18 protein-coding genes and 1 other RNA gene are annotated in these 22722 nt (G+C 42.2%); 4 read left to right on the top strand and 15 right to left on the bottom strand.

The features are described from left to right. Positions 1–10 precede the first annotated feature (10 nt). The 10 genes from NQ505_RS12105 to NQ505_RS12060 all read right to left on the bottom strand — a co-directional run bounded on the left by NQ505_RS12105 (position 11) and on the right by NQ505_RS12060 (position 10618). On the bottom strand, positions 11–442 hold the full coding sequence (locus tag NQ505_RS12105) for a hypothetical protein (RefSeq protein ID WP_009000610.1): 432 nt from the start codon (positions 440–442) through the stop codon (positions 11–13). A 246-nt stretch (positions 443–688) separates the two neighbouring features. Beyond that, positions 689–1531: an FAD/NAD(P)-binding protein gene (locus tag NQ505_RS12100; protein WP_004301925.1), complete on the bottom strand. Its 843-nt coding sequence runs from the start codon at positions 1529–1531 to the stop codon at positions 689–691. Further along, a complete protein-coding gene (locus tag NQ505_RS12095; RefSeq protein WP_009000609.1) occupies positions 1524–2537 on the bottom strand; it encodes a 4Fe-4S dicluster domain-containing protein in 1014 nt (337 codons plus the stop codon). The genes NQ505_RS12100 and NQ505_RS12095 overlap by 8 nt, the downstream gene beginning before the upstream one ends. A 9-nt stretch (positions 2538–2546) precedes the next feature. Next, positions 2547–3347 carry a 4Fe-4S binding protein gene (locus NQ505_RS12090; RefSeq protein ID WP_009000608.1) on the bottom strand — a complete coding sequence of 267 codons (801 nt, stop codon included), beginning with the start codon at positions 3345–3347 and terminating at the stop codon, positions 2547–2549. Then, the gene (locus NQ505_RS12085; protein ID WP_004301922.1) at positions 3340–3813 is read right to left on the bottom strand and encodes a hydrogenase iron-sulfur subunit; all 474 of its coding nucleotides are present in this window, start codon (positions 3811–3813) and stop codon (positions 3340–3342) included. The genes NQ505_RS12090 and NQ505_RS12085 overlap by 8 nt, the downstream gene beginning before the upstream one ends. Positions 3814–3827: 14 nt before the next feature. Next, positions 3828–5828: a CoB--CoM heterodisulfide reductase iron-sulfur subunit A family protein gene (locus NQ505_RS12080; protein ID WP_004301921.1), complete on the bottom strand. Its 2001-nt coding sequence runs from the start codon at positions 5826–5828 to the stop codon at positions 3828–3830. Beyond that, complete coding sequence (locus NQ505_RS12075; RefSeq protein ID WP_032853828.1) at positions 5816–6682, bottom strand: CoB--CoM heterodisulfide reductase iron-sulfur subunit B family protein; 867 nt, start codon at positions 6680–6682, stop codon at positions 5816–5818. The genes NQ505_RS12080 and NQ505_RS12075 overlap by 13 nt, the downstream gene beginning before the upstream one ends. Before the next feature lie 2 nt (positions 6683–6684). Further along, a complete protein-coding gene (locus NQ505_RS12070; protein ID WP_004301919.1) occupies positions 6685–7239 on the bottom strand; it encodes a 4Fe-4S dicluster domain-containing protein in 555 nt (184 codons plus the stop codon). A gap of 102 nt (positions 7240–7341) precedes the next feature. Beyond that, complete coding sequence (locus tag NQ505_RS12065; protein ID WP_009000607.1) at positions 7342–7779, bottom strand: hypothetical protein; 438 nt, start codon at positions 7777–7779, stop codon at positions 7342–7344. A gap of 82 nt (positions 7780–7861) precedes the next feature. Next, the gene (locus NQ505_RS12060) at positions 7862–10618 is read right to left on the bottom strand and encodes a transglutaminase domain-containing protein (RefSeq protein WP_009000606.1); all 2757 of its coding nucleotides are present in this window, start codon (positions 10616–10618) and stop codon (positions 7862–7864) included. 324 nt (positions 10619–10942) lie between these two features. On the opposite strand from NQ505_RS12060, the gene NQ505_RS12055 reads away from it, so the two are divergent. Further along, positions 10943–11080, top strand: a complete 138-nt coding sequence (locus NQ505_RS12055) for a hypothetical protein (protein WP_004301914.1) — start codon at positions 10943–10945, stop codon at positions 11078–11080. 93 nt (positions 11081–11173) lie between these two features. After that, on the top strand, positions 11174–12352 hold the full coding sequence (locus tag NQ505_RS12050) for an aminopeptidase C (RefSeq protein WP_009000605.1): 1179 nt from the start codon (positions 11174–11176) through the stop codon (positions 12350–12352). A gap of 141 nt (positions 12353–12493) precedes the next feature. Here NQ505_RS12050 and NQ505_RS12045 read toward each other — a convergent pair whose 3' ends face one another. From NQ505_RS12045 to dinB, 3 genes are all read right to left on the bottom strand, one after another. Next, entirely contained in the window at positions 12494–13195 is a 702-nt protein-coding gene (locus tag NQ505_RS12045) for a DUF4627 domain-containing protein (RefSeq protein WP_009000604.1), read from the bottom strand. A 60-nt stretch (positions 13196–13255) separates the two neighbouring features. Further along, positions 13256–15190 (bottom strand): heparinase II/III family protein, encoded by a 1935-nt coding sequence (locus NQ505_RS12040; protein ID WP_009000603.1) that lies wholly within the window; start codon positions 15188–15190, stop codon positions 13256–13258. 326 nt (positions 15191–15516) lie between these two features. Further along, positions 15517–16608: a DNA polymerase IV gene (gene dinB / locus NQ505_RS12035; protein WP_009000602.1), complete on the bottom strand. Its 1092-nt coding sequence runs from the start codon at positions 16606–16608 to the stop codon at positions 15517–15519. A 215-nt stretch (positions 16609–16823) separates the two neighbouring features. Here dinB and NQ505_RS12030 point away from each other — a divergent pair, with 215 nt between their 5' ends. Next, positions 16824–18251: a DUF4419 domain-containing protein gene (locus NQ505_RS12030; protein ID WP_032853824.1), complete on the top strand. Its 1428-nt coding sequence runs from the start codon at positions 16824–16826 to the stop codon at positions 18249–18251. A 68-nt stretch (positions 18252–18319) separates the two neighbouring features. Here the strand turns inward: NQ505_RS12030 and ssrA are convergent. Next, positions 18320–18716, bottom strand: a transfer-messenger RNA (tmRNA) gene (ssrA, locus tag NQ505_RS12025). A 183-nt stretch (positions 18717–18899) separates the two neighbouring features. Here ssrA and NQ505_RS12020 point away from each other — a divergent pair. After that, on the top strand, positions 18900–20081 hold the full coding sequence (locus NQ505_RS12020; protein ID WP_009000600.1) for a lactonase family protein: 1182 nt from the start codon (positions 18900–18902) through the stop codon (positions 20079–20081). Between the two features lie 154 nt (positions 20082–20235). On the opposite strand, the gene NQ505_RS12015 is transcribed toward NQ505_RS12020, so the two are convergent. Beyond that, complete coding sequence (locus tag NQ505_RS12015) at positions 20236–22662, bottom strand: hypothetical protein (RefSeq protein ID WP_369748896.1); 2427 nt, start codon at positions 22660–22662, stop codon at positions 20236–20238. Between the last annotated feature and the right edge of the window lie 60 nt (positions 22663–22722).

The following is a 22722-nucleotide window of genomic DNA, read 5'->3' as shown; positions in this document are numbered from 1 at the left end:
TAGTTTCCTTTTATTGTTTGTTGTTAGTAAGTTTCTTTGAGTTCTTCTTATTGACATGTGCCTGCTCTTCTTCCCGCAGAAAGAATTCACGAGTATCCTGTGAATAATAGTAATTCATTAAATTATTTTCCGAAGCTCCCGGACTCACGCCATGATAATAGCCAGCGTAACCGGTGAAGTTCCTGTCAATCCCCTTACTGTAGTCTTCACGAGAATCACCTAAAGCATCTTCATCTGCAATAGGTATCTGCCGGACTAATCTTTCCACCTTCTGCCGATGCTGCCGCCAGCGTCGTAACCGGAGTAGCTCCAAACGGTGGGAACTATAAAAGTCAAATGAATCAGCCGCATAGGCAATCAACTTAATGACCGCAGCGACAAAAAAACCGATGAGGAAAGTAAGCCCCATCATCGCAAGAGTAGACAGTAATAAATGAATCATAGTAATATAAAAATTAGGTTGTACAATCATATTCAAAATAAAGAAGAGGCGCCCAATGGTGAAACCATTATAAAATTTAGACACACATGAAAGTTAATCCCATTGGGCATTCCTCATCACCATATAAAAACAATCGGCGGATATTATTTGCCTGAAATCACTTCGGTATATATCCTTGCTTTTATACGACGTAACTCCCGTTTCACAACGGAAAACACAATATTTTAATCCTTGAATACCTTATCATTAGTATTCAGGAGGTATATCATTCAACTGGGCTTTGGTAAATACGGGACCGTCTTTGCAGACATACAACTTCCCGACATTACACCGTCCACATTTTCCAACACCACATTTCATCCGGTTCTCCAGGGTGGTATAAATATTCTCATCGGCAAAGCCTAACTTCTCCAATACAGGAAAAGTGAACTTTATCATCACCGGAGGTCCGCAAACTATTGCCACAGTATCTGCACTGGCAGGTGCAGCAGCCTCAAGCACCGAAGGTACAAAACCGACTTTTCCTGTCCAGTCGGGAGTCTCCCCCCCGGGATCAACCGTAGTTATCAGATTGACATCCGGACGGTTTTCCCATTCTTTCAGCTCTTCTTTATATACCAGGTCGTTAACAGACTTGGCTCCGTAAACAATCGTTATATCTTTAAAATCTTCCCGCCTGTCCAATGCATTCCAGATGACGCAACGCATCGGCGGAAGTGCTATACCACCTGCAACGAACAACAGATTCTTTCCTTTCCACTCGTCCAACGGAAATGTGTTTCCGAAAGGTCCGCGAAAACCGACGGTAGCTCCTTCTTCCAGTTTGGCAAGCCCGGTAGTCACCCGTCCTGCCTGACGGAATGTACACTCGATATATCCTTTACGAGTAGGCGACGAAGCAATACAGAAAGTTGACTCTCCTTCACCAAACGCAGAGTATTCACCGAACTGTCCGGCTTTGAAGTGAAAGGCTTCTCCCTCCTTCTCGTCTTTAAATCTTAACCGGAAAGTCTTCACTCCCGGAGCTTCATGGGTTATCTTCTCAATCACCATCAGGTGCGGAAGATATATATTCGACTGCTCATTCATGGCTTGATATCGATATTAAGTGTTCAAGTATATTCATATCTACCGGGCAGGCACGCGAACAACGCCCGCATCCGGTACAACCGGTTTCCTGTATCCTTTCAGGCATATAGGAGAACTTATGCAAAATGCGCTGACGCCAACGGGTGCTTTGTGTCGGGCGCGGATTATGTCCGGACGTATGGAGGGTAAACAGCGAAAAGCCGCAAGAATCCCAACAACGGATACGATGACCGGACGAACCTTTGGCATCTTCCTGAATATCAAAACAGGCACAAGTTGGACAAACATAAGCGCATGCGCCACATCCCAAACAGCGTTCGGACTGTTGTTTCCAAACAGGACTGTCGAATGCTCCCACCAACTTCTCACGTACATTATCAACATTGAAACGGGTGGGAACGGATGCCAGATATTGTTCCTTATCTATTTCTTCGGCAGGTGTATATTCTTTCACAAAGAATTTAACCAATGCTTTGCCTTTTGCTGTCAAGACTTCCACCAATGCACTCTGATCCGGCAACTCCGTAATCTGAATATCACTGCCGGCAGTATTACCGGGCCCCCCGTGAACGGAAGTACAGAAACATGATTCATCGCATTGTGCACAACTGAAGCTGATTAATGTCATTTTCTCCCGCCGGGCATTGTATAGTTTATCTTTATAATCCCAATTAAAAATACCGGAAAGGGGTGCAAACCCTGCTGCATCACAAGGACGGATTTTCCAGAGAATCGTTTCGGGAATTGCATTAATATCCGCTTCCTGCAAAGTAGCTTCTTTCCCGTCTTTCTGATAAGAGAACAGCACTTCTGTTTTCGGGAACGCAAAGCGTTTAGCCGACTGGGTAGTCTGCACATAGTCCGTCGCTACCTCATCGTAAGAAGTCACTCTTTTGAAGTCTACTTTATCTCCTGAATGCACAGGAGCAAAAATATGCATTTCCTTTTTCACCATCTGGTGAAACCATTCTTGCAGACTGCTTTTACTGATATGTAGATTTTCCATTACTTTCTTTTAATGTATAAAGTTCTCTTTATCTTCTGCCTTGAAGGTAGAAAGTACATTTCCCGCAGGATTGATAGCACCGGGAGCAACCCCGAACTCGCCCTGAATGTCTTCCATCATACTTTGTATCATCAAATGAAGAGGAATACCCACCGGACAGGCTTGTTTACAAGCGCCACAACCGATACAACGTCCTGCCATGTGCATCACGCGGTTAATCTGCCACTCCATATTTGTCAGCGGAGCAGACCAGGGTTGTACCCACTGCGGACAATTGACCTCCACAATACACCGGCTGCAATAACACAACGGACAGGCAGCCCGGCAAGCATAGCATTTGATGCATTTCGACATTTCCTCCATCCAATATTTCCACCGCTCTTCACGACTCATCTTTTTCAGACGATCAATCAGTTGAAGATTCTCCTCACTAATAGTCAAGGGAAAGTCTGCCAGATATGTTTTTATTTCATCGAATCCTTTAAACTGGATAACTTCTCCATGTCCGTCAACGGTCAATACCAGAAGATTATCTTCTTTCAACTGGTTTTCGAATGCCAATTGAACAATCGTCCGTAATGCCGGTACTGTAGCTGTTATAGCCACTTTGCCTGTTCCTGTTAATTCCCGTTTTATCAGATAAACTGCGATATTATTCGTGCAACGGTCGTCCAGTATCAGCCTGTCTGCATTTTCTGCCTGCCGGCAAAAGAGAGGACGTGTTCCGTGGTTTCCTTCTTCATAGCCTATCACAAGGTTCACCTCTCCTTCTTGTAACAAAGCAACTGCTTTTTCTGTCAGTTTACTCATAGATAGCCTCCTTTTCCAAATAGTCCGAAGCTTTCTGATACTCCAGATAAGGTCCCAGTTCACGGATTCCGGCAACTGTCTCATTCACCAGATCAGCCCACTTGGCCCCCTCTGCCGCCGACACCCATGAATAACGGATACGACGTACATCAATTCCCAGGAAGTCGAGCAGTCCGCGGAATACAATCCAACGACGACGTGCGTGGAAGTTTCCGGATGTATAATGACAGTCATTCGGATGACAACCCGAAACGATAATTCCATCAGCACCTCCGGCAAAGGCTTTCAACAGTAACATAAAGTCAATTCTTCCTGTACAGGGGAAGCGGACAATTTCTACATTAGTCGCATACTTCAACCTGCTCGTACCTGTCAGGTCTGCCCCGGCATACGTGCACCAATTACAAACAAAAGCTACAATGCGCGGTTCAAATTCCTGATTATTCTCGATCTTATTTTCGTTCATAGCTTACTCTCTTTTTAATGGTTCAGCAATGCCATCACTTCGGCATAGACCTGTTCATTGGAATATCCTTGTATATCAATAGATTTGGAACGGCAGAAAGCAACACAAGTACCACAACCCTGACAAAGTCCGGGATTTACTTTAGCTACGGTCTTTATTACATTTCCATTCCTGTCTTTTATTTCTTCACGTTCGATAGCCTGATAAGGACAAGCTGTCTGACACATGAAACATCCTACGCAAGTACTGAATAACGGAGGAGCAGTACGATTGACAACGGCTATCAACGGCTCGCGAACCAGATTTGCCTGTGAAAACAATCCTGCTACTTTCACAGCGGCTCCCGAAGCCATTCCCACTGTTTCGGGAATATCTTTCGGCGCCTGACAAGCTCCTGCCAGATAGATTCCGGCTGTATTCGTTTCCACCGGTTTCAGTTTGGGGTGAGATTCGGCAAAGAACTGATAAGGGTCATAAGAAATGTGCATCTTCTGCGCCAGTTCTTCCGCTCCCTTGTTGGCAACTCCCGCTGTGGCAAGCACTACCATGTCAGCTTCTATCTCGACAGGTGATGCTCCCAACAGGGTGTCTACTCCTTTAACAATCAATTTACCGTTCTTCTCATATATACGGGCGACGCGACCACGGACGTAATTCACTCCATCCTCTTCAATGGCACGGCGCACAAATTCTTCATAATTCTTTCCTCCGGCACGAATATCCATGTAGAACACGTACGATTCGCCACCATGAACCTTGTGCTGATAAAGCATCGCATGTTTGGCTGTGTACATACAGCATATCTTAGAGCAATAAGGAATTCCTTTGGCCGGATCACGGGAACCGGCACAGGCTACAAATACAATCTTTTGAGGAATCTGTCCGTCAGACGGACGGCGAATCTCTCCGAATGTAGGACCGGAAGCCGATGCCAGACGCTCAAACTGCAATCCGGTAATGACATCTTTGTATTTTCCATATCCATATTCGGGAAAAAAGTCTGTATTCAACACATTGAATCCTGTAGTTACTACAATCGCTCCGACTTCTTCGGTGATAATACGGTCCTCTTGTCCGAAACGGATAGCCCCCGTAGGACATAGCTTTTCACAGACTCCGCATTTACCATTGCGATAATGAGTACAATGTTCTTTATCAATCACCGGTTTATTGGGCACTGCTTGTGGAAAAGGAACATAAATAGCTGTACGCATTCCCAAACCGGCATTAAATTCGCTCGGTATCTTTTTGTTGGGACATTTAGTCGTACAAAGTCCGCAACCGGTACATAATTTCTCATCAATGCTCTTCGCTTTCAGGCGTATACTGGCTTTAAAATTACCGATAAAGCCTTCCACATGCTCCAGTTCGGCATACGTATAAAGAGTGATATTCGGATGCTGCGCTACTTCCACCATTCGGGGAGTAAGAATACACTGCGAACAGTCTAATGTAGGAAAAGTTTCCGAAAGCTGTGACATGTGTCCGCCGATGGACGGTTCTTTCTCTACCAGAATGACCTGATGTCCGCAATTGGCGATGTCCAGACTTGCCTGAATTCCGGCAATTCCTCCCCCAATCACCAGTGCTTTTTTAGTGATAGGAACCTGAATGGGAACCAAAGGATGATTCCGCTTTACCTTTTCAACCAGACTTTTGACAATATCGACAGCCTTACGGGTAGTTGCCTCCCCTTTCTCATGTACCCAAGAGCAATGCTCACGAATATTAGCTATCTCGCACAGATAAGGATTCAATCCGGCTTCCGCACATGCTCTCCGAAAGGTAGGTTCATGCATTCGCGGAGAACAGGCAGCAACGACAACGCCATCCAATCCATATTCTTTAATGGCGTTCTTAATCAATGTCTGTCCCGGATCGGAACACATATATTTATAATCAATGGCATAGGCAACGCCTTCCATTTCTTTTGCCGCCTCGGCCACTTTTTCGCAGTCGACAGTTGCACTGATATTTTCACCACAATGGCAGATAAAAACTCCTATTTTAGACATACTTCCGCCTCCTTCAAATTTACAGCTACAAAATGACGTCCCAGTCCCAATTCCTTGGGAGTCAGTCCGACAGCCAGTCCGATAGCCTGTGTGATATAAAGAACCGGTATGGTAACAGGTTTTGCCAGATAGTGGTTGATAGCAGGGCGACGCATATCCAAATTAGAATGACACATCGGACAAGCCACAATCACGGCTTCCGCTCCCCGGTCGTCAGCATCTTTCAGTATATTTCCCGAGAGACGTCCTACAAGGTCTGTGCGAGAAACGGACAAGCCCGCACCGCAACACTCCGTTTTGAAAGCCCAGTCAATAGGAGTGGCACCAATCAGAGACATGATTTTGTCCATGCTTTGCGGATCTTCCAAACGGTCGAAGTTTAATATTTTATGGGGACGCACCAGCAAGCAGCCATAGTAACAAGCCACTTGATGAGCAAAAGGACGTACTATCTTCTCTTTTAATGCATCCAGCATATATTTCTCTATCATCTGGATGACATTCAATATTTTCACATTACCGAGGTAGCGCATTCCAACTGTAGTCAGTATTTCATCCTTCAATGCTTCATTGTGCATTAATTCGTATTGAGCAACACTCAAACGATTGTAACAGGAAGCGCAGGGGACAACGATTTCTTGAAATCCCTGTTGTTCTGCCAAAGCCAACACACGGGTAGGTAAGGCAAGAGACAATTGTTTGCTCATGGAGTGAGCAGCCGTTGCACCGCAACAGTTCCAGTCTTTCAACTCGATTAGTTCGAGTCCCATCGCCTGTGCCAGTGCTTTGACTGATTCATTATATTCACGAGAAGTTCCGTTTAGCGAACATCCCGGATAGAAACCGATTCTCATAGCTACTTTTGAGTCTTTTCAATGGTTTGTGCAAATATCTTTTTGATCTTATTCTCATCTTTTACCCGTTCCGGAAGGAGGTTGAGCTTCCCTTTGACGAACATAACAGGAGCCACATTCAAATCCTGTGTCAGACGTAAAGTGCGGGCTTTAAAACCTGCAACCAATCCCACTTCGTAGAGTCTTCCTGTTCTTTTCACTGATTCGAGAAAAGCGGAATGGAAAGCTACAACAGGGCGTGACTCTTTACTTATGCATCCTTCTTTCCGGGATTTCTCACGCAGGTAGTCCATCACTTCAGGAATGTTTATTTCTTTGGGACACCGGGCAATACAGTTTTCGCAATTCAAGCAAATCCAAATGGCGTTGGAACTTAACACGCGACGGTCATTTTGAGCATTTTTTGTCTGTAACAACCGGAGAATATAGCTGGGAGCATAATCCATCTCCTCTGATAACACACATCCGGCCGTACATTTGCCACACTGGTAGCAATAAGACACATCAATACCCGTCTTTTGTTCCAAGTCATAGGAAATACATTCTTTGTTTTCCATGTTGACATGAATAAAATAGATAATAATAAAAATAAAGGAAAGAGTGGCAGAGAGGTATCAGAATAAGACACACCTCACCCAACCAAAAGAAAAGAATATTGTCTAAATGAGAATATGCGCCAATGTGTAGACGTAGTACTTACACGAATATTTAGTGTAATTGACATCAAGATCGGTATGACCCAAACGGTTTTCCGGAAGCAGAACATTCAGAGAGCTCAATATCTGTATAATCACAGTATTTGTATTGAACTTCAAGTTCTTGAAAGGAACAATGCTTCTCGGAAAAGAGATATTATCAAAAATACAGTCACTGACTTTACAATTAGATGTCTCGTCAACAAACTGCGAATGCGATACTTTACTTGACTTATTGAGGTCGGCAGAAGAGATGCGACAAGATGACTCTGCCGTATATTGCATACAATTAGATGAGATTTCAGTTTCTTTCTGAAATCCCTGCAATTCTTTATCGGAAACATTGCTAAGTCCCAACACCAGAAATGCGCATGCTAATATGCAAAAAATATACTTAGTCATAATTTGCTGCAAACGTAATCATTCTTTTTCGAAAAAAGCACATCAAGAGCAATAATTAACGATTATTCATACTGATTTTTTCTTATAATCCATGTACAACTTTCATCAATTGCTCACCTAAACCGATCGTATATCCTTGAGAGACAAAGACTAACCTATTGAATGTGTCGGCAATAATAAAGACTGGCAGAATGGAGTTATTCAAATTCATAGCCTGCACAATTCCTTTCCGAATGCTATCATCAGTATCAATACCGTAAGTGATAGTAGACGGAAGTCCCTTGAATTCGGCAGCATTAAATTTCTTGTATTGTTCTTCCGAAGGAAAAAGAAAGACCATTTTGCGTCCCCACTGTTCGAAGTCATTGCCCAGAGCGGCTATGTCTTTTAACGCATGATTGGTAGGCTCCTGCCCTGCTCCGAGAACAGCCACTACAAAATAACCACGTCCACAGGTTTGCAAAATACTTTGTCGTGCCAAAGGCATCACTTTCTCTCCTATTCGTTCCACCGGCGTAAAAAGCGATTCGGAATTGAAATTACCGATAACAGCAACCTTTTCTCCGGATTCACGCAAATGATAGGGTACTTTTGTCGCTACAGGTTTGAATTCGTCTTTCTGTGCAGGCAATACAAAAGAAGAAATTCTCGCCAACACACCTCCATCGGCAAGTCTCGTACCGGTAACCAACAAGTAATATCCGGCATCCAATACCCCCATATTTCTCAATCTGGGATCTTGTTCTTCATAACTAATCAATTCCGGTCTGCCCTCCTGCAACCTGGAAATGGTAAACTTGCTATAATACTTAACTCTCTTATCATCACGAGCAATTGCCTTATCACCTTCATAAAAATGATAAATCCCCCTGGATGCCTCCACTGCTTCTTGTTTATCGAAATCAACCTCCATGAATTCGCTTCCCCACCTGTTTTCAGGCCAACTTACATATCTTACACGCCCGTCTGTACTCCTTATATCAGCACCGATATTCATACTACGCGCCAATGCTACGAAAAACAGATCCCGTGAATATGAATCCGCCACCTTCGCACGCCAAACCCCTTCCGGAGAAATAGGGATACGCTGGAAGTTATTTTCTTCATCAATCGTAATATTACGGTTCACCCATTCAACTAAAGCTTGCGGGCGAGTCCGGAAAGTATCCATTTCCGCTTCAGAGAACTTAGACTGAAAGAAAGATTTATAAGGTGTCAATGCCTCCGTTGAAGCACGGGGAGCAAGAATGTCATAAACATATTCAGTCGAAGCATCCATACAGTGAAAGGGCGGTATAACACAGTCATACAAATAGGTATCAACATCTTTCGTATTCAACAAATGATCGATCAACACTTCATAACGCACATCACGAAGATCTTTTTTAGTAAGTATGGACAATAAAGCCGCACCTTTCATCAATTTTCCCTGCCGATCTGCCTCATTCAGAAAACGAACCAATACATCATGATTCCCTCTTGAATCCAACAAGAAAGAAGCCAGTGCCTTCCCGGCAAACGAACTTAATTTTCCTTTCAAACAGGATACAATGGAATCAGCTTGTTCCGCAGTTGGGAAAGTAGCGACATAAGCATTACGAATCGAATCCTCCTGCATCATTCTCCGATCATTCTCTGCCCGTTGCTCCGGCGTTACTTCCGGCAAAATAGGATTCTCAACGGGAGGAACGATATCAATATCTTCTTCAAAAATATCTCCTTCCTTTTTATCAAGTGTCAATGTCAATTCCGGTTGCTTGTCGAAAGATAGCTTGGAAAAGCCGAATGTTCCCTTATCGGAAGCCCATACCAGCATATCTCCCTTACCGGCTGTTAATGATACTTGACCATTGGTATCAGTGTATTTAGTAGCAACTGTATAAAACTCCGCATAGTTATATACTTTAAAATCCACTCTTGCTCCGGCAACAGGTTGTCCATTCTTATCTCTCACCGTCACCGATGCTTTTGCAGTCGGAGCATAATTCTCCGTTACATTGATTTCCGTATAATTCGGTGTCTCAAGCATCATTTCCTCCGGACCGTTATAACGCCCGAAGACCTTCGTATGCATCAACATTCCCCGACTGGCAGGAGCATTGAACCATCCCAGATTCAAAACCGGCTCCGGCTCACAGGCACCGAAGAAATACCAATGTCCGTCCGCCCATGCTTCCACCCAAGCATGATTATCATCCGTATGCGCCCAACGAGGCGTATACACCTGACGTGCCGGAATACCAACCGACCGGAGAGCAGCCACCGCAAATGTAGACTCTTCACCACAACGCCCATAAGCCGTCTTGACTGACGCTAATGGTGAGCTGGTACGCGCATCACTCGGACGATAGACTACTTTCTCATGACACCAGTGATTCACCTCTAATATAGCCTCTTTCATCGGCAGCCCCTTCACCCTGTCTTTCAGCTCGCCATAAAACACACGACGGGAATCGTCCAGATTCTCGTTATTCACCCGGATCGGCAAAACAAAATGACGGAACACTTCATCGGGAATCTCTTTTCCCCAAGGCATTTCGCTGCGCGTCTGCTTTGACAGCCGGACATTTTCCAGATAATAATCTCCCGGATAGTCCGTCACATCACCGATTGGCATATAAGCATAGAGAAACATCAATGCTTCGCGCTCGTAGACCGACAAAACAGAATCGGCAAAGACCGCAAATAAATCTCCATGAGGGAGTGCCTGTTTTTTCAGTTCAAAGTCTTGAATCACTTGATTCCGGTAGGCTTCTTCTTTGAGAAAGTGAGCATTGTTACAAGCAAACAGCGCAATTGATAAAATCAGGACGCACAAAAGATGGGTGAATGTTTTCATACGAGTGTTTGGTTTATTCTAATAATAAGGTTGCTGACTGACAAAAATACAAGAATATTTTCTGAAAGCCTAGATAAGTACATAAAAATGTGATAGATAAGAATAATATTGTCATCGACGGAGAATTACGGGCATTTTGTAACAGGTTTGTAACATGGACCGTGTTCGAACCCTTATAAAAAGAAAATTCAAAAGAAAAAGAAGATTTTTATGTTTTACAGCATATAATTCAAAAACAATTCGTATCTTTGCAGTGTTATTAGAGAAAACAAGATGTAAAACCGCTCTTCAAAACGTGGAGGGCAAAAAAAGAGGAAACAAATTATGAAAAAGAATGCAAATGAAAAAATTATGATGTTACAGTACCGTATTAAACGCTATCAAGCAATGGGAAATGGTGCTATGTGTCAGACCTTGAACGGTAAACTTCAAAAACTGCTGTCACAGCAGGTTGCCATGTAAACAAACACACTAATTATAATAAATAGAGCGAGGAACTTTCGAGTATCCTCGCTTTTTTTATACATTTGCAGAAGAAAGATAATAAAACACATTATGAAAAAGCTATTTATGTCGGTTGCGCTGCTTTTATTGGCCGTAACCTCTTTTGCACAAACACCCGGTTATGAATTCACAACCGTTGTATCTCACAAAGCAACACCTGTTAAAGATCAGGGTTCCACAGGAACCTGCTGGTGCTTTGCCACCGCTTCTTTTATGGAGTCGGAACTGCTCCGTATGGGAAAAGGAGAATATGATCTCTCGGAAATGTTTATCGTCCGTCAGAAGTACATGAATCAGATCGAAGATAATTATCTGCGTCGTGGTAAAGGAAGCATTGGGGAAGGAAGTTTGGCGCACACTTTCAAAAACGCTTATAAGAAAGCGGGAATCGTTCCGGAAGAAGTATACACCGGATTGCTAAACGACAGCAAAGATCATAACCACGGAGCATTGTCACGCTACCTCAAAGCATTGGTGGATGCAAATATTGCTTCTAAAAAGCGTACTCCGGAATATGATGCGCTCATCAACAATCTGTTCGATATTTATTTGGGCAAGCTTCCTGAAAAGTTTACTTATAAAGGAAAGGAATATACGCCTCAATCTTTCACTGAAAGTTTGGGATTGAACATGGATGATTATATCGAGCTGACCAGTTTCACTCATAAACCTTATTATGAAACCTTCTCACCTGAAGTGCCCGACAACTGGGAGAATCAACCGATGTATAATCTTCCGCTGGACGAACTAATCGGGGCTATCGACTATGCATTGAACAAGGGATATACCGTATGCTGGGATGGTGACGTCAGCGAACAGGGTTTCTCTTTCAAAAACGGAATCGCCATCAATCCGCAAGTAGAGGATGTGAAAGATTACTCAACTACTGATCGTGCCCGTTTTGAAGCTATGCCTAAATATCAGCGTATGGATGAAGTTTTCAAGTTCGAGCATCCTTATCCGGAAATCAATGTAACACCGGAAATCCGCCAGGATGGTTACGAGAAGTTTGTAACAACCGATGACCACCTGATGCACATCACCGGCATTGTAAAAGACCAGAATGGTACTAAATATTACATTACCAAGAATTCCTGGGGAGCAGAAAGCAACAAGTCCGGAGGTTATCTGAATATGTCTGAAAGTTATGTACGTGCCAAAACAATTTGTGTCATGGTACATAAAGATTCTCTGTCAAAGGAATTGAAGAAGAAACTCGGAATCCAATAAGCCGCATGGTATCACTCCAAGCGGGACGTGATTGTTCCATAGATCCTTTATCTATATAACAAAAGAAACAGGGCAACGAAGTATCACTACTCCATTGCCCTGTTTTTTTGTAAACCTACTATATATTAACCCCTTTAGTTTTTATTTCTTTCTCAATGTCACGTCGCTGATTTCTACAACGCCGCCTTTGTTTTGTGAAAGAATAGCCAGATAACAATCCTTCAGAATAGCAGCATCATCGTCAGTATCAGAAACTTCCAAGTCAGCATTTGCTTTCTTACTGCTAATTGCATTAACTACTTGTCCCATATCATAGTAAACCACTACTTTAGTCCATTTATCAGCATCTTTAATTTTAAAGTTGTACTGTGCGCCAGAAGCATTTGGTTGAGCATCTGCATCGTAGTCTCTACGCATGAAAAAAGTAGTATTGTACTTACCATTATCGTTCTTTTCTTCATTGGTCTGTTTGATGTATACACCTACCGGAGTACCTGCTTCTTTAGCTTTTGCATAGAAAGTAAGAACATAGACACCTTTTTCCAAACCATCGGTAATACGTTGTCCCAGGAAAGCCTTATACCAAGAGATATTCTTGTCGGCACCGGAGTTGTCCAATTTCATCGCATTCGGATATTTAGCATCTCCTGTTTGTTCCCAAGCAATAGTAGTAGCTCCATCAGCTTCATTATTCATGATAAACCACTCTCCTGCAGTTGCTTTGTTAGCGTTAGTCACTTTAGTCTTCACTTCAGTGGCAAATTTTTCATTCTTTATCAGGTTCTGTGCACTTACACTTACTCCTGCAATGACCAAAAGGCCGGCAAATAATACTTTTTTCATCTTACTGTGATTTAATTGTTTATACTTTATTTTTTCTTGCTTAAAAAAATCTACTTCATCTTACTTCACTTGTTGGATCACAAATTCATATTTACCAGTCGCTTTCTTTTCTTCTGTCTTTAGTGTGATGCGGTAAATCTCCTTGCCCCATACGTTAGACAGGCGCGGGTCATCTAATTTGATTGTTTCCAGTTCTGCTTTAAATTGTGACGGATAGGTCATTTCCACCTTTTGTCCTTTTACTTCGATTCGGATTTTTCCTTCGGATGGGAAAGTAACATTGCCCCAGGTTAAGAAATTCAATTGATTAGGAGCAATAACCTCATTCAATGTGTAACTATCACCGATAATTAATTTATTATTATCAAGTGCGTAAGAGCGAATCCAACTTTTCACTTTCGCCTCTGCCGGATAAGCAGTAGCTATATCAGTAGAGAATGTACGTTTCTTCTCATTGCAAACTGTGTTTGTCGCTTTATACTCCTGACCGAATTTCTGCGGTACTCCGTTAATCATCGGCAAATTGTGATAATTGCTTTGCATGGTCCAGATAGTATAGCGGTCTTTACCGAACGTCTGTTTGGTATAGGTACCTACACCGGCATCAATAATCACGGGAATCGTATTCACGTATAGAGAGAAAGTTCCTACATCATTGTGATTATGACTTTCGTTATTAAATCCGCCTTTAGCGGCAACGAACATACCGTTCTTGTTCTTCATATAGCAGAACTCTGTTTCGGGATACCAGGTTACATCCGGCATATCGTGTTTCGGAGTTACTTTTGCGAGTTCATTACAGCAAAGCAGAGACTGGAGAGAACGGAAAGCATCGTTGCCCATGGTAGCATACGGCTTTCTCCCATTCAGCAGGTAAGCGGCAAAATGCATCATTTCATCGCTGTTTACAGCTTTACCGAAACGATAAATTAATAAGGGATCACCTCCTCCTTGTGCCGATGCATCAGCAAAGTTCACCACCCAGCCATTGCCCACGTATGAGCGGGACATATATTCTCCCATCCGGCGAATCATCGGCTCATTGAACAGAGACAGTTTTCCACCTGTACCGTCGGAAAGTATCTGCAAATAGTCATAGAGTTTGCCGGCAGCATGTCCCCAGTAGGATGTACCTTCTTCACAGGCACCGTCGGACTTCACGAAATTGATAAATTTGTCGACTGATTGCATAGAGCGGTAAACGGCTTTTGCCAACTTGTCTTTATTGTTCTCCATCAGGAAGAAACATTGCAGGGCATTCGAGTTACACCAGGGATTCCAGTTGTTGATGATTTCCCCCGGTTTCCAGTTAAAAGCCATCCACCACATTTCATCGTCGTTCATATATGGATCGAGAATACGTTCTTTGATTGCTTTACGCATTTGTAAAGATACCACGGGATTGATTTTGTCGAATGGTTTACGGAAGAAATAGTGCACCCAAGCCATTAAAGCTCCATATCCGCCTGAACCGAGGTCAATAATTTGTTCGCGGAAATCGGGCAGTGAACGTTTGCTGCTCTGGCGAGGTAAGTGTGCGGATAAAACCCATGAATTCATTTCACAGCTCATATATGCTCCGTTCAGTAGTTGGTCGATGAAGCGTCCTTTTCCTTCGGCCAGTTCGGCGAGCATCAAGGTGTTAAGTGCCTGGCGGTTGGCGTCATAAGGAACTTCCATCACTTTCCGGTTACCGCTACGTTCGTACTCCAAATAAGCAGTGGCAGGTATCAGTTGCCATTTATAGTCGAGGAGTTTTTCACCGGCTTCGATGAGGCGCTGTTTGTTAGGGCCCATCAACGAGTCCCAAGCGGTGCGATCTGTATAAGCAGGGTAAGGCACCCAAGCCTGTTTCATTACCAACACGTTTTTCAACGTAGTTTCGTCTGCCGCTTTCTGCAGCATATTGCGTTCGGTATATGCGTTTGCCTTGAAAGAAAGACTTCCCAAAGCTGCTACCAGAAAAACACAAAGCAAATGTTTCATTCGAGTCATGGTATTTTCATTCATTTAAGTATTGCAAAGATAGTGTATCTGATAAAAAATGAGGTGAGTAAATCATACGAACCTAATGACAAAAAAGTACATACTTCAAAATTTATACTCATAATTGCTTCATTTCAAGCTTTTAGGTTATAGAATAATCGATTTCACTCATATCTAAACAGAGATTTCATCTCAAAAATACAGAGATTTCGTTCCAAGAAAACAGAGGTGCCATTTTAGCAAAACAGAGGCTCTGTTTGAGGAAAATAGAGCCTCTGTTTATTCCAAGTAAAGGCTCTATTTTGACATTCAGTTCTCTTCCCGTATTTCAGACCTTAATCCCAATCGCTAAATTCAAAACTCAACTGTTCCCAAACACCGTGTTGCTCATCGGCTTCTTCTTTTGGATTGGAGACAGAAAGCCCGATGAGCCGGATCGGATGTTGTTCATATTCCACACTTTTAAGCAGTTCCTTGGCAAGTGGGAGTACACGGTCTAAGGTAGTCAGTTCCTGCGATTGAGTAAGGCTTCGGGTGATCTGGCTAAAATCATGAAACTTGATTTTCAAGGTAAGTGTGTTTCCCTTGAAGTCTTTTCGCTGAAGACGTTCAATCAGCTCTACTGCAACGTGATATAATTCGATTATGACCGATGAACGGGCCGAAATATCCCGTTCCAATGTACGTTCACAGCCGATAGATTTACGGATACGAATTGCTTCGACAGGACGTTCGTCAATTCCTCTCGAACATTCATAATACAGCGTACCTGCTTTTCCAAAATGACCTGTCAGCATTTCAAGAGAACATTTCCGTAGTTGAAGTCCGTTGTGGATACCCAGTAAATGCATCTTCTTGGCAGTCACAGGTCCCACTCCCCAGAAAGATTCAATAGGAAGACGGGCGATGAAATCAAGAGCTTGTTCCGGGTGAATAGTACATAGGCCGTCCGGTTTGCGATAGTCCGAAGCTATTTTAGCTAAAAATTTATTATAAGATACTCCGGCAGACGCAACAAGGTTGAGTTGCTCGCGAATCTTCTGCTTTATTTCCTTGGCTATATCCACAGCCAGAGAAATATCTTTCTTGTTTTCAGTAACATCCAGGAAAGCCTCATCCAGAGAGAGAGGTTCGATGAGGTCTGTATATTCGTGGAAAATCTCATGTATCTGGCGGGAAATAGATTTATAAACGTCCATCCTGCCGGATACGAAAATAAGTTGGGGACAAAGGCGTTTCGCCTTCTGGGAGGACATGGCCGAACGGACACCATAACGCCGGGCTTCATAGCTGGCAGCAGCCACAACTCCCCTCTCTTCAGCATGACCTACTGCCAAAGGTTTGCCACGAAGTTCAGGATTATCACGCTGTTCTACAGAGGCATAGAAGGCATCCATGTCGATATGTATAATCTTTCTCTGCGTCATTCTTTAGGATTAGCAGAGCAAACTTACTACAAATTCCCGAATAATTCCCGCTTATCGGCTCAAGAAATAATGCGCTTATGTTTTTTATAGATATAAGTCAAAAAACATTCAATATCCTGTTTAATCTACTTCTTATAATGTTATATTTGCATATCGTCTATGAAAAGCATAGACATACCTGATAAGTTTATGCCACCATAGAATCATTTAAGATGATGAAAAACATACTATTTGGCTTATTAATATCTTGCAGTGTTCCCATATTTGCTCAAAATGGAATCACTTTTAAAGTTGAAAGGCTCTCAAAACCTGAAGAATTACTCGATTTGGATTCCCAAGACGACATTTATAAAAGTCTTATATTATCATACATGGACATAGAGCCTTATGAAATAAAAAAGAAGAATATCGAAATTCCTTATCATATCATTGCAAAGAGCCAATCTCCCGACAGTCTGGTATCCTTTGGAACTAATTCTTTTTTCAACGGTATGTATCAGGCTTATGCAGATCACAGACCATTTGTTCTGTCCCCAGACATGATTTGGCTACTAATCAGCCAAGGATTTGCACGACATATAAATGCCAATCAGGAATCAATGAGAAATGATCTCGTTGATTTCTCCAGCAAACTGTCCTTAATTGTAAGAGCAGACAAGAAACTGGAAGATCCTACTTTTTCATGGGAAGAGCTCTTTCCTCAATTCACAAAACAAATATCAGAACATGTCGGTAACCATCTGACTGAATTGCTCACCTGTAATTTTTCAACAACCACTTCCTTAGAGAAAGTTGCTTCTGAAATAACAATCATGGAAGCTGTGAAGCCATACTTTGAGTTTATAATCATACGCATGGTCTGTGGAATACCTAAAATAACCCTTGAAGGAACTCCGGAGGACTGGGAGAAAGTTCTACAGAAAGCCAGAAGCCTGAAAGAATATAAACTCGAATGGTGGATTTCCGAACTGGAACCTCTTCTGGAAGAATTTGTCAAAGCCTCCAAAGGCCAGGCGGACAAAAGCTTTTGGCGCAATATGTTCAAATATCATTCACAGAAGCAATACGGCGCTCCGAATATTATTGATGGATGGATTGTTAAATTTTTCCCTTATGACAAGGAAGGAAGAAGAAATAACCTGAAACAACTTGAAGGCAGAAATTGTCTCCCCGATGAAATAGTGAAGGTAGATGTAAAGTATCAGGAAGTATATACTGATGCCGTCAAAGAGACTCCATTAGAATTTTGGGCAGGTTTCATCGGACTGGAGCAAAATAGTAAGAATTTTGCTCTGCGACCACAAATTGGTTGGATGGTCAGAAAGAAAGACGTTAACAATGACGGATTAAAAAACAAGTTGAGTGCTGATGCCCAAAATGACGGCTGGGGCAGTGGGATTAACATTAGGGTAAAGGAGTTTCCTACTGTCTTGTTAGAACTGAAGGAGATAAAAAGGTTGGATATCCAGTTTATCGATAAGATCGATATACCGGATGAAATATCAAAGATAAAAATTGAATCGTTGACCCTATATGGAAAGATAACCAAAGAGGGAATAGAGCGCATTAAAAAGCTATTGCCCGATACGGATATAAAAATAAATGGCTCGCGAGGTGGAATAAATTCATTGATAGCCCCATAAAAAAAGAACACTCAATGTTACTATTGCAACGTTGAGTGTTCTCTTTATAGATACTAATGATTAGTATAAAGTGGAGCTGGAGGGAATCGAACCCTCGTCCAAACGAGGAAATCATAAGCTTTCTACATGCTTATCTTTGCCTAAATTTTCGTGCAGGAACAGAACCAAAGCCATCAATTCCTACCTTATCCTCTAAAGTTTCATCAAAAGTGCGAGGCCACTTCCAACTATCCCCGATGTAACTGCACCACTGAACCGGAATGCTTCGGAGCAACAGCTTCCGAGTGATGTCTCGTCCTGGCACCTAGTGCCTGGATTAAGCTAATCTACTGTGATTCGATTAAGCAGCAAGAGCGTAATTAGTTTCGCCAGATAAAATTTTGATAACTGATATTTAAGTGGAAATTACCGACCCACTGCATGCTTACCTACCATTTCTGCCCGCTGTCAAATCCAGTCAACCCCAAATTCTTATTCGTACAGAATAGCGATTATTTAGAACGCTTTCCAAGGGTGCAAAGATAGGAAATGTTTTCTAAATTACGAGAAGACGTTAGCAAATATTATATCAAAGCATTATCTTTACGGAGCTATTTTATACTTAAAATGAAAAGGCATCATGAAGAACCAACCAATAACATGCTATTTATGAAGAAGACATTTTTATCTAAAACATTTATATTCAACTCATTCGCTGCTGTTTGTATATTAGGAATCAGTATCAGTAGCTGCACATCTAAAAAAAAGACTCATATGGAAACAACCGGTACTACGGAAAATGAATTAACGATGTTAGTAGGTACTTACACTTCAGGAACCAGTAAGGGTATCTATAGCTTCCGCTTTAATGAAAAAGACGGAATTGCTGTCCCGTTGAGTGAAGTAGAAATAGAGAATCCTTCTTATCTCGTTCCATCCGCTGACGGAAAATTCGTTTATGCAGTCAGTGAATTTAATGATGAGCGGGCTGCTGCCAATGCATTGGCTTTCGATAAAGAGAAAGGTACTTTCCAACTATTAAACTCACAAAAGACCGGAGGGGAAGACCCTTGCTATATTATCACTAATGGTAAGAATGTGGTGACTGCCAATTACAGTGGAAGCAGTATTTCTGTTTTTCCTATTGCCAAGGATGGCTCTCTCCTTCCTGCTTCCGATATCCTGAAGTTTGAAGGTTCGGGAGTAGACAAGGAACGACAGGAAAAATCTCATTTGCACTGTATACGGATTACTCCGGATGGAAAATACCTGTTTGCTGATAATTTAGGAACAGACCAAATACATAAATATGTCATCAACCCGAATGCAGATATCACCAACCAAGAGAGCTTCCTTAAAGAAGGACAACCAGCAGCCTATAAAGTAAAAGCCGGTTCGGGCCCTCGCCATCTGACATTTGCCCCGAACGGTAACTATGCTTATCTGATAAATGAGTTATCGGGCACAGTCATTGCTTTTGAATATAAAGACGGAAACCTGAAAGAGATGCAAACGATAGCTGCTGATACTGTGGGAGCCAAAGGAAGTGCAGACATTCATATCAGCCCGGATGGAAAATTCTTATATGCCAGCAATCGCTTGAAAGCAGATGGCATCGCTATCTTCCGGATTCATCCGGATAACGGAATGTTAACGAAAACAGGCTATCAACTTACAGGGATTCATCCGCGTAATTTCATCATCACGCCTAATGGTAAATATCTGTTAGTCGCTTGCAGGGATAGCAATGTGATACAAGTTTATGAAAGAGATGCAGATACGGGATTGCTAACGGACGTGCACCGGGATATTAAAATAGACAAACCGGTTTGCATACGGTTTGTTCCATAACTTATTATAACCAATCCATAAAGTTACTGTCTCCGTCATTATTGCAACTCTGAATCTGCTCTCCTATACAAATCAAATCTCCCGATGAGACCAAACACAACAAAAGAAAGTGTATATGTTCTCAAAGGGAGATTCGCATCTCAACTAACTATTATTAAAACAATAAATCTATCTTTTCTACAACAATCCCCTTATTCTTCTGATTCTCCACATCGTAAAGTTCCTCTCGAAGCGAAATCTGAACAAAGTCAATAATTCTCCAATCTAATGCGACACCATTATTATTTTGTGCAGAAGCCGGATACCAATAAGGATTAACTCCGGGCCAGTCTTGAGGTAACATAGCTGCTTTCGTCGGTATAAGTTCAGATACAGGTATTAAGATATCCGAAACTTCATCCTTCAAATTGAAGACCGCGCCATACCCTCGTCCTTCTCTATCTACCAAATTACAAATGGCTTTATCTGTATTATTTACCCCATAAGCACGAATACGGATATAAGAAGGAACTGTTTTACTTTTACTCCGCCAAGCTATCCGCCCACCAATATAGTGAGAGAAAGTCACATCACAAGGAGCAGTATAATCATCCTTTTTCTCCAAATCAGAAACAGAAAGTTGAAAAGCAGGCGTCAGCTCCGTGCCTGAAACAACCGGACTGAATTGTGATTCGGGACTTCTGAATGTACGCGTACGGCGGATATGTTTCCAGTTATCCTGTGCTCCCAACAGAGACAAAGGAGTAGTTTCATTCACCAGACGCATTACATAAGTAGCCTGTTCATAATAATCCCACCGTTCGGGCGTACAATACGTCTTCGCCGGAAATAATAATGTATCCTCACCCGTATCTACCCCAAAGTGATATTCATAATTACCTTTTGCAAGCCAGCTTAAATCCACTTGAGCTTTATAATAAAAGCCATCTTCTGCCGTCATCGGTATTCGTTTACAGCCCCAAGGCTTCAACATCAGGTATACATCTACCTGCTTAGGGCGCTTTGGTCCAAAGACTTCACAACAGAATGTGATCTCTTTATCAGAAGTAAATTCCGACCAAGTATGGTTTGCAATCTTCCATTCTTTCATGGGAATCTGGTAGAAATCTTTGGCTGGGAGTTCTTCCTTACTGACTAATTTTCCTTCTTTAAACAAATATTTTCCCGGTAAGATAGTCGTCTCTATTTCGAAGCCGGGAAGTTGTATTTTTATAGCCCGCTCATTATAAGCCGATTTTCTTGATACTCTATGCTTATTCAACATCTTGAAAGGATCATCCACATCCATAATATCCGGATACACTTCCAATTGCCAGTTATTATTATCCTGTTTGTCGAGAAAATAAATACCTGTCCCTGAATAATGGACTACCGGAGAAGAACCGACTCCGGCAATATGCTTTAATGCTTTCAAATCTTTAGGCTGTGTAGTCGTCGTATTTGAATAATAAAACAAATCTCCTGAATTTATCTCACTCAACCGTTCGTCATAACTCACCCGAAAATCTCCAAATGTCCTATTATCCGGATAATATCCAAAATGCTTGCCACGAGGGACGCGACGCATTACTTCGGCTGCAATCATCCCGCTCACTGCCTTTGAAGGAGTAAAGACCATATTAAAGAAATGCGTCTGCCAACCCAGATTCATTGGAGCAGTACGCAGCATATCATAAGAGAATAACGCAGCAAACTGAATACCTCCACGACGATATTCCCGCACCATAGCCGGATACATAAAACCGGAAGCCATATCAGTAGCATCAAATTCATAGACTAGCTTTGCTTTCCCCTTCAAATCAGGATGAAGCATCTGCTCATAGCGGTCGACAAATAACAAGCCATTTCCTTCTATAGAATGATTATTATTGAGCGCACTCGGATACCAAGCATAAGTAGAGCCTTGTATATCCGATTTCTTGATAGCAGGAGATACCCGGAAGTCCTGACTGACATTATAGAAAGTCAACTTCTTGCAACCGGTACTACGGATGGCTTTACACATCCGATTTATATAGCACACCATACCGGGAATATCTTCCGGAAATTGGGTAGGCTCATTGATTAACTCAACAAATAAAATATTCGGTTCATCTTTCAAACAACGCCCCGTGTAAGGGTTACGATGATTAAGCAGCTGCTTCATATAATTCTCCTGTGCACGAACTGCATTTTCATCATGAATAAGCGTAGTTTTAGGATAATATTTAGCCAAACCCGTATTGGTAGTATCTCTCATTTCCGGCCATTGAGAATCATAAGTGACAATAGGACTTAACAGCATATAAATATCTCGTTTGCACGCTTCCGCAATAAGATAGTCAAACAGTTCCAAATGCTCATTCTCCTGTAAATTACCCAGTCGGTCGGTATTCTGAAAGTCTCCCCAAAAGCATAGGCGTAAAGCATCCCAATTCATTCTTTTAAAATGATCCAAATCTTCTACAACCATCTGTTTCCTATCACCGCCAACATAATCTGCCGCCCGAAAATCACAGGCAGAAGGGAGACAGTAGTTGGCTCCGAACAGAGCGATCTCCTGTTTATTCTTTTTCCAGCGAATAACCCCTGAAGAATCCATATATACCAATTCCTGCGCCCCTATCTGACAAAGATAACCCAGAGAACAAAGTAAAATGAA

It is taken from the genome of Bacteroides sp. D2 (genome assembly GCF_025147085.1).
Taxonomy (GTDB): domain Bacteria; phylum Bacteroidota; class Bacteroidia; order Bacteroidales; family Bacteroidaceae; genus Bacteroides.
This window is presented reverse-complemented; position numbering and strand designations above follow the sequence as displayed.

Coding starts and splice junctions, on each gene's coding strand:
- NQ505_RS12060 (WP_009000606.1), bottom strand. CDS start 10,618: ATGAAAACATTCACCCATCTTTTGTGCGTCCTGATTTTATCAATTGCG.
- NQ505_RS12020 (WP_009000600.1), top strand. CDS start 18,900: ATGAAGAAGACATTTTTATCTAAAACATTTATATTCAACTCATTCGCT.
- NQ505_RS12095 (WP_009000609.1), bottom strand. CDS start 2,537: ATGGAAAATCTACATATCAGTAAAAGCAGTCTGCAAGAATGGTTTCAC.
- NQ505_RS12100 (WP_004301925.1), bottom strand. CDS start 1,531: ATGAATGAGCAGTCGAATATATATCTTCCGCACCTGATGGTGATTGAG.
- NQ505_RS12065 (WP_009000607.1), bottom strand. CDS start 7,779: ATGACTAAGTATATTTTTTGCATATTAGCATGCGCATTTCTGGTGTTG.
- NQ505_RS12050 (WP_009000605.1), top strand. CDS start 11,174: ATGAAAAAGCTATTTATGTCGGTTGCGCTGCTTTTATTGGCCGTAACC.
- NQ505_RS12045 (WP_009000604.1), bottom strand. CDS start 13,195: ATGAAAAAAGTATTATTTGCCGGCCTTTTGGTCATTGCAGGAGTAAGT.
- dinB (WP_009000602.1), bottom strand. CDS start 16,608: ATGACGCAGAGAAAGATTATACATATCGACATGGATGCCTTCTATGCC.
- NQ505_RS12105 (WP_009000610.1), bottom strand. CDS start 442: ATGATTCATTTATTACTGTCTACTCTTGCGATGATGGGGCTTACTTTC.
- NQ505_RS12080 (WP_004301921.1), bottom strand. CDS start 5,828: ATGTCTAAAATAGGAGTTTTTATCTGCCATTGTGGTGAAAATATCAGT.
- NQ505_RS12090 (WP_009000608.1), bottom strand. CDS start 3,347: ATGAGTAAACTGACAGAAAAAGCAGTTGCTTTGTTACAAGAAGGAGAG.
- NQ505_RS12040 (WP_009000603.1), bottom strand. CDS start 15,190: ATGACTCGAATGAAACATTTGCTTTGTGTTTTTCTGGTAGCAGCTTTG.
- NQ505_RS12075 (WP_032853828.1), bottom strand. CDS start 6,682: ATGAGAATCGGTTTCTATCCGGGATGTTCGCTAAACGGAACTTCTCGT.
- NQ505_RS12070 (WP_004301919.1), bottom strand. CDS start 7,239: ATGGAAAACAAAGAATGTATTTCCTATGACTTGGAACAAAAGACGGGT.
- NQ505_RS12030 (WP_032853824.1), top strand. CDS start 16,824: ATGAAAAACATACTATTTGGCTTATTAATATCTTGCAGTGTTCCCATA.
- NQ505_RS12015 (WP_369748896.1), bottom strand. CDS start 22,662: ATGGATTCTTCAGGGGTTATTCGCTGGAAAAAGAATAAACAGGAGATC.
- NQ505_RS12085 (WP_004301922.1), bottom strand. CDS start 3,813: ATGAACGAAAATAAGATCGAGAATAATCAGGAATTTGAACCGCGCATT.
- NQ505_RS12055 (WP_004301914.1), top strand. CDS start 10,943: ATGAAAAAGAATGCAAATGAAAAAATTATGATGTTACAGTACCGTATT.